Genomic DNA, 13,296 nt, shown 5'->3' on the forward strand with positions numbered 1-13,296 from the left:
GCGTGTGCCACCGCACTGGCCGCACCACGAGCTGCAACCCCGTCCCTCCCGGGCCGGGAGTAGGAGGAGTTGGATGTTCCAGAACGCCGAGGACGCGAAGAAGTTCATCGCCGACGAAGACGTCAAGTTCATCGATGTCCGGTTCTGTGACCTGCCCGGTGTGATGCAGCACGTCACGGTACCGGCGGCGACCTTCGACCCGACCGAGGAGCTTGCCTTCGACGGCTCGTCGATCCGCGGTTTCCAGGCCATCCACGAGTCCGACATGGCGCTGCGCGCGGACCTGTCGACCGCCCGTGTCGACCCCTTCCGCCGCGACAAGACCGTCAACATCAACTTCTTCATCCACGACCCGATCACCGGCGAGCAGTACAGCCGTGACCCGCGGAACGTGGCCAAGAAGGCCGAGGCGTACCTCGCCTCCACCGGCATCGCCGACACCGCGTACTTCGGTCCCGAGGCCGAGTTCTACGTCTTCGACAGCGTCCGCTTCCAGACAGCGTCGAACGAGAGCTTCTACCACATCGACTCGGAGGCAGGTGCCTGGAACACCGGTGCCCGCGAGGACAACCGTGGGTACAAGGTCCGCTACAAGGGCGGCTACTTCCCGGTCCCGCCGGTCGACCACTTCGCCGACCTGCGGGCCGAGATGTCCCTGGAGCTGGAGAAGAGCGGTCTCCAGATCGAGCGCCAGCACCACGAGGTCGGCACCGCCGGCCAGGCGGAGATCAACTACAAGTTCAACACGCTGCTCGCCGCGGCCGACGACCTGATGCTCTTCAAGTACATCGTGAAGAACGTCGCCTGGCGCAACAACAAGACCGCGACGTTCATGCCGAAGCCGATCTTCGGCGACAACGGCTCGGGCATGCACGTCCACCAGTCCCTGTGGGCCGGCGGCGACCCGCTGTTCTACGACGAGCAGGGCTACGCGGGCCTCTCGGACATGGCCCGCTACTACATCGGCGGCATCCTCAAGCACGCTCCGTCGCTGCTGGCCTTCACCAACCCGACGGTGAACTCGTACCACCGCCTGGTCCCCGGCTTCGAGGCCCCGGTCAACATGGTGTACTCGCAGCGCAATCGTTCCGCCGCGATGCGTATCCCGATCACGGGCTCCAACCCGAAGGCCAAGCGCGTCGAGTTCCGCGCCCCGGACCCGTCGTCCAACCCGTACCTCGCCTTCTCCGCTCTGCTGATGGCAGGCCTCGACGGCATCAAGAACAAGATCGAGCCCGCCGAGCCGATCGACAAGGACCTGTACGAGCTGGCTCCCGAGGAGCACGCGACCGTCCAGCAGGTCCCGACCTCCCTCCCGGCCGTCCTGGAGGCGCTGGAGGCGGACAACGAGTACCTGCAGGCCGGCGGCGTCTTCACGTCCGACCTGATCGAGACGTGGATCGACTACAAGCGCACCAACGAGATCGCCCCGATCCAGCTGCGCCCGCACCCGCACGAGTTCGAGCTGTACTTCGACCTCTAAACCGCGGGGTCGGGAATCGGCCCTCCTGTGCACCAGGTGTGTACCGGCCGGCCGATTCCCCGCCTTGATGTCAGAGACAACAGCGAGGGCTGCTTCCCCCTGGTCGGGGGAAGCAGCCCTCGCTGGTTCTCGCCGTACGGCTGATCGCACCGGCCGGGTGTCGGAGTACGCCGCCCTCGGGCGGGACGAGCTGCGGGAGACGGCCCGCGCGGTCGTCCCGGCTACTTCGGATCGCGGTTGAAAGCCGCCTTCGACCAGAAGTAGCCGAGCACGGTGAGGCCCAGGCACCAGGCGACCGCGAGCCATCCGTTGTGGCCGATCTCCGTGCCGAGCAGCAGCCCGCGCAGGGTCTCGATGGCCGGTGTGAACGGCTGGTACTCGGCGATCGGCTGGAACCAGCCCGGCATCGCGTCGACCGGGACGAAGGCGCTGGAGATGAGCGGGAGGAAGATCAGCGGCATCGCGTTGTTGCTGGCCGCCTCGACGTTCGGGCTGACCATGCCCATCCCGACCGCGATCCAGGTGAGCGCCAGGGCGAACAGTGTGAGCAGCCCGAACGCCGCGATCCACTCCAGGGCCGTGGCGTCCGTGGACCGGAAGCCGATGGCCACCGCGACGGCGCCCACGAGGACCACGCTCACGACCGACTGCAGCACGCTGCCGACGACGTGCCCGACGAGGACGGACCCGCGGTGGATCGCCATCGTACGGAAGCGGGCGATGATGCCCTCGGTCATGTCGTTGGAGACGGACACCGCGGTGCCGATCGTGGTGCTGCCGATGGTCATCAGCAGGAGGCCCGGCACGAGGTAGGCGATGTACGCGGAGCGGTCCGCGCCGCCGCCGCCGATGCCCGCGCTCATCACGTCGCCGAAGACGTAGACGAAGAGCAGCAACAGGACGATCGGCGTGAGCAGGAGGTTCAGGGTGAGGGACGGGTAGCGCCGCGCGTGCAGGAGATTGCGGCGCAGCATCGTGGACGAGTCGCGCACGGCGAGGGAGAGGGAGCTCATCGGACGGCCTCCTTGGGGGGCTGGTTGGTGCCGCTGGTCAGGGCGAAGAACACGTCGTCGAGGTCGGGGGTGTGCACGGTCAGCTCGTCCGCCTCGATGCCGGCCGAGTCCAGCCAGTCGAGGATGGAGCGGAGCTCGCGCTGGGTGCCGTCGCTGGGGATCTGCAGCGTGAGGGAGTCGTCGAGGGGGGTACCCCCTGCTCGAGCGGAGCCGAGAGCTTGGGGGAGGGTGCCCTCGCGCAGTGCGAAAGCGGCGGACCGGTACGCGGACGGGTCGGAGAAGCGGAGCCGGACATGGCCGCCGGGAATCAGCCGCTTCAGCTCTTCCGCGGTGCCCTGGGCGGCGATCCTGCCGTCGTTGAGCACCGCGATACGGTCGGCGAGCTGGTCGGCCTCGTCCAGGTACTGGGTGGTGAGGAAGACGGTGACGCCGTCGGAGACGAGCTCGCGGATGATCTGCCACATGTTGTGCCGGGACCGGGGGTCGAGGCCGGTCGTCGGCTCGTCGAGGAAGATGATGCGCGGGTCGCCGACGAGCGTCATGGCGATGTCGAGGCGGCGCTTCATGCCGCCGGAGTAGGTGGAGGCGGGCTTCTTCGCGGCGTCGGTGAGGTCGAACCGCTCCAGCAGCTCGCCGGCGATCCGCCGCCCCTCGCGCTTGGACAAGTGGTGCAGGTCCGCCATGAGGAGCATGTTCTCCTCGCCGGTGATCAGCCCGTCGACGGCGGAGAACTGCCCGGTGACCCCGATCGCGGCACGCACCGCCTGCGGGTCGGTGGCCAGGTCGTGGCCGCCGACGTGCAGTTCGCCGGCGTCGGCGGTGATGAGGGTGGAGAGGATTTTGACGGCGGTGGTCTTGCCGGCGCCGTTGGGCCCGAGCAGCGCGAACACGGACCCGGCCGGGATACGCAGATCGATGCCGTCGAGCACGGTCTTGTCGCCGTACGACTTGCGCAGACCGACGGCCAGGACGGCGGCGGGCGGCTGCGGACCGTTGCCCCGCCTAGATGTGGGCATGACAGAAGAAGGCATGGAGCCCTCCCTTTCGAAGGCTGAAGCGACTGGGGAGCGGGCGAGTCGGCGGGGCCGGTGTCAGACCCGGGCGCGGCGCACGTCGATGTTGCCGTAGCGGGTCCGGGCGCGGACCTCGACGGTGCCCTCGGTCTTCTCCGGGGTCTCGGAGGCGGCGAGTGTGTTGCGCACCTGCCCGTGGCCGGAGCTGACGTCGAGCCAGGCGGCGATGCCCTCGCGGATGCCGATCTCGATAGCGCCGTAGGCGGTCTCCAACTGGACGGTTCCGCCGGCAACTTCGGCGACACGCAGGGTTCCGTGGGCGGTGGTGGCGACGACCGAGCCCTCGGCGCGCGCGATGTCGATGTCACCGTTGGAGCCGCTCACCCGCAGGTCGCCGGTCGCGGCGCCGACGGTCGTGGTGCCGTGCGAGTTCTTCAGGACGGCGGGACCGTCGACGTGGCCGACGCGCAGGCTTCCGGAGCTGGTGGCGATCTCGGCCACGCCCTCGACCCGGTCCACGGTGATCGAGCCGTGGGAGGCGGTCAGCTGTAGCGGGCCGGTCGTGTCGAGGCGGATATCACCGCCCGAGGTCTTCACGCGGACCTCGCCGAGCCGGCCCTCGCCGAGCACCTGGGCCCAGGAGCCGGTCATCTCGATGCGTGAGCCCGTGGGCAGTTCGACTGTCACGTCGACGAGGCCGCTGGGCCCGACCATGCGGCGCTCCCTCGTCCTGACGGCCAGGACGCCGCTTGCGTAGGTGACCTCGGTCTGCTCGGCGGCCCGCACGTCCTTGTCCCGCTTCGGGTCGCGGGGTCGCACCTCCACGATGGTGTCGGGGCGGTCGCCCGCGCTGAACCGGATGGAGCCGGCGCCCACGTGGGCGGTGACGGAGATCGGTTCGGGAGTGTCGAAAGAAGGCATGGCTGTCCCGTCCTCTTGAGTCTTGTGGGCGTCCCCGCTGGTGGGACGTGGTGTTGGGTGAAGTGGTGCGGGGCGTCGGGTGAAGTGGTGCGGGATGTCGGGTGAAGTGGTGCGGGCGGGGAGCGGCTAGCGCACCCAGCCCGTGTAGCCCTGTCCGATGGTCCGGGTCTTCTCCGTCGTACGCGGCCGGGTGCCGCCGTCGACCGCGGCCGACACGGCGCGCACCAGCCACGCGTTGACCGACAGGCCCTCGCGGCTCGCGGCCTCCTCGGCGCGGGCCTTGAGGTGGGCCGGCAGGCGCAGGTTGACGCGGGCGGTGCCGCCCTCGTCGCCGTCGGCCGGGACCGGGGTCTTGAGCGGTCCGACGGGCGCGACGGGCTCCGCGGGGGCGCCACCGCCGGTGGGCGGCAGTGTCACCACGAAGTCGGGGTCGAGCCCGCGCAGCCGTACGTCGACCGAGCCGGGGGCGAGTTCGCGGGTGATCTCGTCCATCGCGGCGGAGAGCACGTTGAGCATGGTCAGCCGGGTCGCCGACTCCAGGGGAGCGGTGAGCCTCTCGGCCAGCTCGCGGGCTTCGTCGCCGCCGGCTTCGGCAGCCACCGCAAGTTCGCGGCGGAGGGTGTCGACATACGGGGTGAGGTCCATGACGCCATGATGGCACCACATTGGCGCCACGCGCAAGCCCGAATGGCACCTCGCGTGCGGCGAACTCCAGGGCGACCGCCCTGAACTGCGGAAACACGAAGAGGGGCGACCCGATTAATCATGGCGCCACGCACGCCATGCACTTCCGGAAGCATGGAATGGCGCCAGGCGACGCCACATGGCGCCAGGTGGTGCCAGGTGGTGCCAGGTGGTGCCATCCGGCGCGAAGGTGGCGCTTTGCTGCCATGGTCGACCAGGTCGAGGGCCTCGCTGAACTCCCGCCGTGGGGAGGCTTTACGTGCACCCGTTGGGCACCGGCCCACCTCGGCGGTGCGGAATTTTTGCTGTTCAGGGACGTGGCAGGGACAGTGGAGGGTAGGAACCAGGGGCCGCGCACCGCGATTCACCCGCCTGTCGGGGGGCGCTGCCGCGGCCGGCCGAAAGGTGGATCCCATGGCCGCAAAGAGCGCAAACGCCGACCCGTCCCCCCTCATTGCCCTGGTCACCGGGGCCACCTCCGGCATCGGCCGGGCGGTTGCCAAGCGGCTGGCCGCCGACGGAATGTCCGTCGTCGTGACCGGCCGCAACGCCCGGCGCGGCGCCGAGACCGTCGACGAGATCACCACAGTCGGCGGCCACGCCCGATTCGTCGCGGCGGACCTGGAGGACCCGGCCGGCATCGACCGGCTCGCCGCGGAGGTCGGCGAGATCGACGTCCTGGTCAACAACGCCGGGCATGCCGTCTGGGCGCCGACCGAGGAGATGAAGGTCTCCGACTACGACGCGATGTTCGCCGGCAACGTCCGCGCGGCGTTCTTCCTCGTGGCCGCGTTCGTCCCGGCGATGGCGGCGAAGAGATCAGGAAGTGTGATCAACATCGGCAGCATGGCCGGCAGTCTCGGCCTGGCCAACGGTGCCGCGTACGGCGCGACCAAGGCCGCGCTGGCATCGTTGACGCAGAGCTGGACGGCTGAGTACAGCGGCCGTGGTGTCCGCTTCAACACCGTTGCCCCCGGCCCGGTCTACACCCGGGGCGCGGACCGCGAGCTGTTCGACGCGATCGCCGAAACCACAGCGATGAAGCGCGCGGCCGAGCCGGCCGAGATCGCCGAGGTCGTCGCCTTCCTCGCCTCGTCGAAGGCCGGCTACGTCACCGGCGCGACCGTCGCCGTCGATGGCGGCCGCACCGCCATCTGAACCCCGGCTCGCACACGGGGCGGCCCCGCCGACGCCCCTGTCGTGCGTCGGCCGGTGGGCGTCGCTCCCGGCAGCTCAAGGGGGCCGAGCACGGCACCGACCGGTGAGTGACCGGTCAGTGCCGCAGGGCCGTTCCCACCTCGGCCTTGGTCCGGCCCGACAGTTTGCGGTTGCTGCGGGCCGCGGCTTCCTTGGCCGCCCGGGCAGCGACGTCGTCGACCGTCACCACCACCACGTCGAGCAGATTGCCTTGCGGGTCACGGAAGTTGACCTGCACGATGTACGACTTCTTCGCGTCGGTGCTGTTCTTCACGGTGACCTTCGCGGTGGCGCGGCCGTCGTGGTCGGTGACCGGCGCGGACAGCTTGACGTCGTTCTTGGCGTCCACGCCGTTCTTGAAGTTGTGGATCTTCTCGCTCGCTGCGGCCGCCGCCGAGGCCACCACGTCCGCGCCCCTGGATGCGACCGACGCCGCGGCGGACGCGGCCTCGGACGCCGTGCTGGAGGCGTTGCCGCCGCCGGAGCAGGCAGCGGCCGTCGGCAGCACGGCCGCCGTCAGCAGTGCGGCGCACAGTCCTCGCGCGGCTTTCCTCGTCATCGTGCCTCCCAGCACTTGCCGGTCACCCGTCGCCCCAGTCAAAGCGGCTGCGGCTGGCGCCGCATGCCGTGTACGCCGGACGGGTTACGGGCCGGGTCGGTGCGACCGGGCCTCGGAGTCGCGGCGCGTGCGAGCGCGGCCGAGGCTGGGGCATGAGCGAGTCGGAGCCGGTCGGCGGCGGGGCCGCGGGCGGTGGCCCTGGGTGGTGCTGATCGACGTGCTCGTGCCGGCCGCCGGCGGTATGAACGCGCGCACGCACCCGAAGCCTGTGCGCGGGCACAGGCTTCGGGTCTTCAGCAGGCGACGGTCAACGGTCAGAGGTCAGCGGCCGTATCGGATCAGAGCGCGGACCATGCGGCAGGTCGTGTCGGACGGCGGGTGGATGCCGATGCGTTCGGCGATCGTGCGTATCTTGTCGTTGGTCGCGGTCGACGGGTAGTAGACGCCCGTGTCGAGCAGGGCGATCGCCAGGCGCATGGCCTTCAGGCGGCGGTTGTGGGTGACGTACCACTCGCGGGGCCGGCCCGCGGGGAGCGGCTTCTTCCGCAGGGGCTTGTGGAGCGGCTCGGTCGTGACTGTGGCAACGGCCATGGGCAACCTCCTGGCACGGTCGTGGAACCCTCACGAACTCCCTCTATTTTACGGCCCACCACTGACAATCGTCGCTGGCCGGCGGGGCTTTCGGGACGTCCTTCCCGTACCGTTGGCCCCATGGAGATCTGGATCAATCCCGCCTGTTCCAAGTGCCGCGGCGCGGTGGAACTGCTCGACGCGGAGGGTGCCGAATACACCGTCCGCCGCTACCTGGAAGACGTGCCGTCGCCGGACGAGATCCGGGCGGTGCTCGACCGGCTCGGGCTGGAGCCGTGGGACATCACGCGGATGCAGGAGGCAGAGGCGAAGGAGCTCGGGCTCAAGGAGTGGCCGCGCGAAGCCGGTTCGCGGGAGCGATGGATCTCGGCGCTCGCCGAACACCCGAAGCTGATCCAGCGGCCGATCATCACGGCCGACGACGGGACCGCCGTCGTGGCACGCACGGACGAGGCGGTACGGGACGCCATGGGGCGCTGAACACGTCGACAGGGCACGCGCGCGCATACGCCGCTTCCGTACGCGTGCGTCCTGGCGCCCGTCCGCAAGACGGCGCACGCGCGTGCCTCCCTCGGGTCTACTCCCCCGCCTGCTCCTCCGCCTCGGCCAGCAGCTCCGTCAGGCGCAGGCCGAACCGCACGTCGCAGGGGTGCGGCTCCCCCGTGCGTACCGAGTCGATCAGGGCGTCCACCGCTGACCGGAAGGAGCCGACCGGATCGCTCCACCGTGGCAGTGCGACGGTTCCTTCCTCGCCCCTGAGCTCGATCTCCGTGCCCACCGCGCCGACCGGGGCGCCCAGCGCGAGCGTCACCGTGCTGGAGGCGCCGGAGGTGTGGCGGAGGATCAGGTGGGTGGCGTCGGAGGGGCCGCGGGCCGCGGTCAGTTGTGTGACGTCGCCCAGGACCGGGATCAGGACCGACAGGACGTGCGGGCCGACGTCCCACAGGCCGCCCTTCTCGCGGCGCCAGGGCGAGGCCGCGTACTCGTTGGTCGCGCCGGGGGCGAACAGCGCCGCGATCCACTCGGCGCGGGCGGTGAACCAGCCGTCCACGGCGGCCTGTTCGGTGACCCAGTCGGATGTCTCGGCCGCGAAGCGCAGGGTGCAGAAGACGATGGACGCGGCCCCCGTCTGCTCCGTGGCCCGGGCGACCTCGCGGGCTGCCGTCACGGTGGTCGCGACCGGCTTGTCCAGCAGCAGATGACGGCCGGTGGCGGCGGCGCGGGCGGCGAGCGGGGCCTGGACGTCCGGCGGCACGGCGAACGCGATCGCGTCGCTGGCCGCGAAGAGCTCGTCGATGCCCGCCTCGCCGGTGTACGCCGTGGTGCCGTGGGCGGCGGCCAGCGCTTTCGCGGCTTCGGGTCGCCGGCCCCACACGCCGCTCAGTGCGACGCCGGGGTGGGCTGCGAGGGCGGGGGCCTGGGTGTTCCGGGCCCAGGGGCCCGCGCCGACGAGGCCGATGCGCAGGGGGGTCGCGGGAAGTGTCGTCATGGGGTCAGTCTGCCGGGTTCGCCGGACGACTCCCGTATTGAGCTGGCGGAGAGTGAGCTTCAATGGCTACGTTTGCGGTGCCGGCCGCGGGACTCCGGCGCGACTTCCGGGACTTGCCTCTGAAGCACTGATTTCGCTGTTCGCGCCCCCATTCCCCGGCCGGCGTTCCGCCCCTTCGCACCGGGGCGCGCGACACCACGGGGGAAACCATGACGACCAGCGGCGAGACCGCGCGCGCCGGGGCCGGTTCCGGCCTCGTCGCCGCCGAGGACGTGCTCCTCTTCGTCAACGCGGCGATCACCGCGACCGGACAGCGCGAGTTCCGTACGACCGCGAATCAGCAGCAACTCTCGCTGGACTTCCTCCATGAGTACGTACGGGTCAACTACCGCCGCGTGTACGCTGCCGCGCTCGCCCTCGACATCAACGACCACAACGCCGCGCGCATCGTCCAGGGGCTGCTGGAGACCGCCGCCGACGCGACCGCCGAGGAGAAGCGCACCGAGGGCCGGCTGATCGCCGCCCGGCTGGCGAAGCTGCCGCCGCAGCGCGTCTACCGGCTGTTCCGCGCGCTGCGCGGGGCGAAGGTGAACAACCGGCGGACCCGCGCGATCATGCGCGACTGGCTGGCCGCCCGGCCGGACAAGGCGCACGACGCGGTGAAGTACCGCTCCGGTCTGAAGACGGCCGCGCGCCATGTCCACCTTCGGTTCGACGGGCCGGACGAGCCGGACGAGATAGGGGACTTCCTGTTCCGGCCGGGGCGTCGGCCGCGCTACCGGCACCGGCTGCTCGACGCGTGGCGGCGCGCCCACTACGAGCAGGGGGCCGTCGACGAGCTTCCCTTCACCGTCGCGGAGGGCTTCGCCGCCCGGCACGGGATGAAGCGCAAGGTGTTCCTTGAGCGGGCGGTGCCGAGGATGACCCGGCTGGAGCGGCTGCGGAGCCTGGGGCAGCGCACGGCCGGGGACGAGGCTCCGCTGCCCCAGGGCGTCGACCTGACCGTGATGCCGCTGACCCGGCTCGCCCTGTACGTCCTGTCGCTCGGCTTCGGGGCACGCCGGCTCCACCGCGAGGAGCTGACCCATGCCCTGCGGGCCGCCGCCCGCCGTACGGCGGGACCGCATGCCGGGAGCTGGGGCCGGGTCGCCGCCGTGCTGGACGACAGCTACTCGTCGTCCGGGTCGGGCGTGAAGCGGCGCCGTCCGCTCGCCGTGGCGCTGGCCTGCCACTTCCTGCTGGAGGCGCTGGCCGCGCCGGGTGCGTACATCCCGCTGTGGACCTCGGGCGGCACAGATCCGCTGCTGGTCAGGCCCTGGGGACCGACCCCACTCGGCATCCGGGTACTGGACGCCCTGGAGCACGGTCCGGACCGGCTGGTCATCGTCTCGGACGGCTGGGACAACGCGCCGCCCGGACTCGCGGGCGAGGTGCTGCGGGTGTGGCGGACCCGGCTCGATCCGGACCGGCGCACGGCGGTGGTGCACGTGAACCCCGTATACGACGCGGACGGATTCGACGTGCGTCACCTCGCGCCGGGCGTCCCCACCGCCGGTATCCGGGACGCGGAGGATCTGCCCGCGCTGGTGGAGATCGCGCAGTTCGCCGAGGGGCGTACGGGAACGGCGGCCCTGTACGCCTACCTGGACCGCCAGGTCGCACGTTTCACCGGTGAGCAGAGAGGGGCAGCGGCGTGAACAGGCTCGAACTGTCCGGGCTCGCCGCTCGCCCCGCCCAGGTGTGGGGCGGCATCCGGCTGGTGCCGCTGGTGCGCGAGCAGCCGGTCGAGAGGCTTCGGCTGCACCGGGAGATCTACACGGGATACGGGAGCGGTGTCGTGGACGTCGGTCCGCGCACGCGCTACACCTCGTACATCCCGCACGGCTTCGTCGCCGACTGGTCCGGCGAGGGCGCACAGTCCGCCGCGTACGGTACGCAGCTCGGCGCCGGACCTGGCGCCCCGGCCGGGAACCCGCCGCCCCGGACCGCCCGGCTCCAGCGCCACCACCACCGGATGGCCAAGCGGCAGCCGGGCGACCGGCTGCGCTTCCTGCCGCTGCACCTCGCGCTGGAGGGCTATCTCGCCCTGCACTTCGGTGGCCCCGTCGTCGCCTGGGAGGAGTGGTCGCGCCAGGCGCTGCGCGACGGGCTCTCGCCGCGCGCCGAGGACGCGTACCTGGGGTGGTCGGTGCGCGGGCTCGGTGACGCGCTGCGGGCCTTCGAGATCCATCCCGGCCAGTGCGGGGTGATGGTGTACGCGGCCGACGCGCTCGCCGCCGCCTTCGTGACGCCGCATCCGGACGACTACCGTCTGCTGCACCCTTCGCTGATCGAGGATCTGTACGGGGAACTGGTCCACCAGTACGCGCTGTACGGTGCGCCCGTCCCGGAGTTCGCGGCGCGTATTCCCGACGGTCCGCGGCTGGGGACGCTCGCCGGTCTGCGGGCGGCGGCGCTGGCGCAGGAACGGGAGTGGGCCGAGGCGCACGACACGCTGTTCGCGCGTGAGCTGCTGGACACCTCGTACACCTTCGACCGGGTGTACCGGATGGGTTCGTTCACGCTGTGGCGGTTCCTGCCGCCGTTCCTGCGCAATGGGGAGGGCCGGCACATCGGTGAGACGATCACCGATCACAAGGGGCAGGTCGCGTATCTGAAGACATTCCGGCTGTCCGAGGCCCAGATCAGGCGTGGACATCTGCTGCACCGGCTCTCCGACGCCGACTGGCGGCTCGCGCGGGCGGCCGAGGCGCTGGGCACCACCGAGGAGGAACTGGTGCGCCGGATCCGTGCCGCCGGTTTCGAGTCGCTGCTCAAGGCCCGCGCATGAGGGGTCGCTGCTCAGGGCCCGCGTACAACGCAGGAAACCTCGGTGACACGGGGTTCACATTGGGGCAACGGACGGGAAATCGCGTCTTGCGAAGCTGCGCTGCAGAGACCGGACCGCAGCACCCGCAAAGGATGGCTTCCGTGACGTTCAAGGCTGAGTACATCTGGATCGACGGCACCGAGCCGACCGCCAAGCTCCGTTCGAAGACGAAGATCATGGCCGGGAGTCCGTCGCAGGATGTGGCGGAGCTGCCGATCTGGGGCTTCGACGGTTCGAGCACCAACCAGGCCGTGGGCCACGCCTCCGACCGGGTACTGAAGCCGGTCTTCACGTGTCCGGACCCGATCCGCGGCGGCGACGACATCCTCGTCCTGTGTGAGGTCTTCGACATCGACATGACGCCGCACGAGTCCAACACCCGTGCCGAGCTGCGTCCGCTCGCCGAACGGTTCGCCGGCCAGGAGCGATCTTCGGCATCGAGCAGGAGTACACCTTCTTCGACGGCCACCGCCCGCTCGGCTTCCCCGAGGGCGGCTTCCCGGCCGCGCAGGGCGGCTACTACTGCGGGGTCGGCGCCGACGAGATCTTCGGTCGCGAGATCGTCGAGAAGCACCTCGACAACTGCCTGGAGGCGGGCCTCGGCATCTGCGGCATCAACGCCGAGGTCATGCCCGGCCAGTGGGAGTTCCAGGTCGGCCCGCTGTCCCCGCTGGAGGTCTCCGACCAGCTGTGGATCGCCCGCTGGCTGCTGTACCGCACCGCCGAGGACTTCAACGTCTCCGCGACCCTCGACCCGAAGCCGGTCAGGGGCGACTGGAACGGCGCGGGTGCGCACACCAACTTCTCCACCAAGGCGATGCGCGAAGGACCTGAGGGCTATGCCGCGATCATCACCGCGTGCGAGTCGCTGGGCGAGGGCTCGAAGCCGATGGACCACGTCAAGAACTACGGCGCGGGCATCGACGACCGTCTGACCGGTCTGCACGAGACCGCCCCGTGGAACGAGTACAGCTACGGCGTCTCCAACCGCGGCGCGTCGGTCCGCATCCCGTGGCAGGTCGAGGAGGACCAGAAGGGCTACATCGAGGACCGCCGCCCGAACGCCAACGTCGACCCCTACGTCGTCACGCGGCTGATCGTCGACACCTGCTGCACCGCGCTGGAGAAGGCCGACCAGGTCTGATCCTCGACCGCCGTCAGCACGAGGGGGCGTCCACCCGGCCGGGTGGGCGCCCCCTCGGCTCCTCCGTCGCCCCGCGGGCCCGCCTGGCATGCAGGTGAGGAACGTAACGCCAAGGGCCCGTATCGACGGCTGAGAGAGGCCTGCTGCGCCGTCACGTTCTCTGGTTCAATGGGGGCATGGTCGGCATCCAGTACACCTCGACAGGTCGCAACGACCTCCAACCGTTCTGGCCGTCCCGTCAGCATCACGACTTCGACCGGGTGTGTTGCCGCGCGTTGAACGCGCAGGCCCTCTAAAGCCGCTCACCCCGGCCTTCGGCCCGCGCGCCGGCAA

The 13,296-nt window shown here is 70.6% G+C and carries 12 protein-coding genes and 1 pseudogene; 6 read left to right on the plus strand and 7 right to left on the minus strand.

The window, feature by feature from the left end; genetic code table 11:
• Positions 1 to 73: 73 nt before the first annotated feature.
• Complete coding sequence (gene glnA, locus OG306_RS10080; protein WP_266745761.1) at positions 74 to 1,483, plus strand: type I glutamate--ammonia ligase; 1,410 nt, start codon at positions 74 to 76, stop codon at positions 1,481 to 1,483.
• Positions 1,484 to 1,704: 221 nt separating this feature from the next.
• On the opposite strand, the gene OG306_RS10085 is transcribed toward glnA, so the two are convergent.
• The 4 genes from OG306_RS10085 to OG306_RS10100 all read right to left on the minus strand — a co-directional run bounded on the left by OG306_RS10085 (position 1,705) and on the right by OG306_RS10100 (position 5,075).
• Complete coding sequence (locus tag OG306_RS10085) at positions 1,705 to 2,496, minus strand: ABC transporter permease (RefSeq protein WP_266745762.1); 792 nt, start codon at positions 2,494 to 2,496, stop codon at positions 1,705 to 1,707.
• Complete coding sequence (locus OG306_RS10090; RefSeq protein ID WP_266906896.1) at positions 2,493 to 3,512, minus strand: ATP-binding cassette domain-containing protein; 1,020 nt, start codon at positions 3,510 to 3,512, stop codon at positions 2,493 to 2,495. Before OG306_RS10090 ends, OG306_RS10085 begins: the two co-directional genes overlap by 4 nt.
• A 75-nt stretch (positions 3,513 to 3,587) precedes the next feature.
• On the minus strand, positions 3,588 to 4,430 hold the full coding sequence (locus tag OG306_RS10095) for a DUF4097 family beta strand repeat-containing protein (protein WP_266745764.1): 843 nt from the start codon (positions 4,428 to 4,430) through the stop codon (positions 3,588 to 3,590).
• Positions 4,431 to 4,556: 126 nt separating this feature from the next.
• The gene (locus OG306_RS10100) at positions 4,557 to 5,075 is read right to left on the minus strand and encodes a toxin-antitoxin system HicB family antitoxin (protein ID WP_266745765.1); all 519 of its coding nucleotides are present in this window, start codon (positions 5,073 to 5,075) and stop codon (positions 4,557 to 4,559) included.
• Between the two features lie 453 nt (positions 5,076 to 5,528).
• Between OG306_RS10100 and OG306_RS10105 the strand changes: the two genes are divergently transcribed.
• Entirely contained in the window at positions 5,529 to 6,272 is a 744-nt protein-coding gene (locus OG306_RS10105; RefSeq protein ID WP_266745766.1) for an SDR family NAD(P)-dependent oxidoreductase, read from the plus strand.
• 115 nt (positions 6,273 to 6,387) lie between these two features.
• Here the strand turns inward: OG306_RS10105 and OG306_RS10110 are convergent, their stop codons facing one another.
• Both OG306_RS10110 and OG306_RS10115 read right to left on the minus strand, forming a co-directional pair.
• Entirely contained in the window at positions 6,388 to 6,870 is a 483-nt protein-coding gene (locus tag OG306_RS10110; protein WP_266745767.1) for a hypothetical protein, read from the minus strand.
• A gap of 321 nt (positions 6,871 to 7,191) precedes the next feature.
• Positions 7,192 to 7,461, minus strand: coding sequence for a hypothetical protein (locus OG306_RS10115; RefSeq protein WP_266745768.1), 270 nt, complete (start codon positions 7,459 to 7,461; stop codon positions 7,192 to 7,194).
• A 120-nt stretch (positions 7,462 to 7,581) separates the two neighbouring features.
• Between OG306_RS10115 and OG306_RS10120 the strand changes: the two genes are divergently transcribed.
• Complete coding sequence (locus OG306_RS10120) at positions 7,582 to 7,941, plus strand: arsenate reductase family protein (RefSeq protein ID WP_266745769.1); 360 nt, start codon at positions 7,582 to 7,584, stop codon at positions 7,939 to 7,941.
• Between the two features lie 97 nt (positions 7,942 to 8,038).
• On the opposite strand, the gene OG306_RS10125 is transcribed toward OG306_RS10120, so the two are convergent.
• On the minus strand, positions 8,039 to 8,950 hold the full coding sequence (locus tag OG306_RS10125) for a Gfo/Idh/MocA family protein (RefSeq protein WP_266745770.1): 912 nt from the start codon (positions 8,948 to 8,950) through the stop codon (positions 8,039 to 8,041).
• A gap of 209 nt (positions 8,951 to 9,159) precedes the next feature.
• Here OG306_RS10125 and OG306_RS10130 point away from each other — a divergent pair, with 209 nt between their 5' ends.
• The 3 genes and pseudogenes from OG306_RS10130 to glnII all read left to right on the plus strand — a co-directional run bounded on the left by OG306_RS10130 (position 9,160) and on the right by glnII (position 12,963).
• A complete protein-coding gene (locus OG306_RS10130) occupies positions 9,160 to 10,647 on the plus strand; it encodes a hypothetical protein (RefSeq protein ID WP_266745771.1) in 1,488 nt (495 codons plus the stop codon).
• Positions 10,644 to 11,780, plus strand: a complete 1,137-nt coding sequence (locus tag OG306_RS10135; protein WP_266745772.1) for an ARPP-2 domain-containing protein — start codon at positions 10,644 to 10,646, stop codon at positions 11,778 to 11,780. The genes OG306_RS10130 and OG306_RS10135 overlap by 4 nt, the downstream gene beginning before the upstream one ends.
• A gap of 140 nt (positions 11,781 to 11,920) precedes the next feature.
• Positions 11,921 to 12,963, plus strand: a pseudogene (gene glnII / locus OG306_RS10140) (glutamine synthetase).
• Positions 12,964 to 13,296: the final 333 nt, after the last annotated feature.

This window comes from Streptomyces sp. NBC_01241, from assembly GCF_041435435.1.
In the GTDB taxonomy this organism is placed as follows: domain Bacteria; phylum Actinomycetota; class Actinomycetes; order Streptomycetales; family Streptomycetaceae; genus Streptomyces.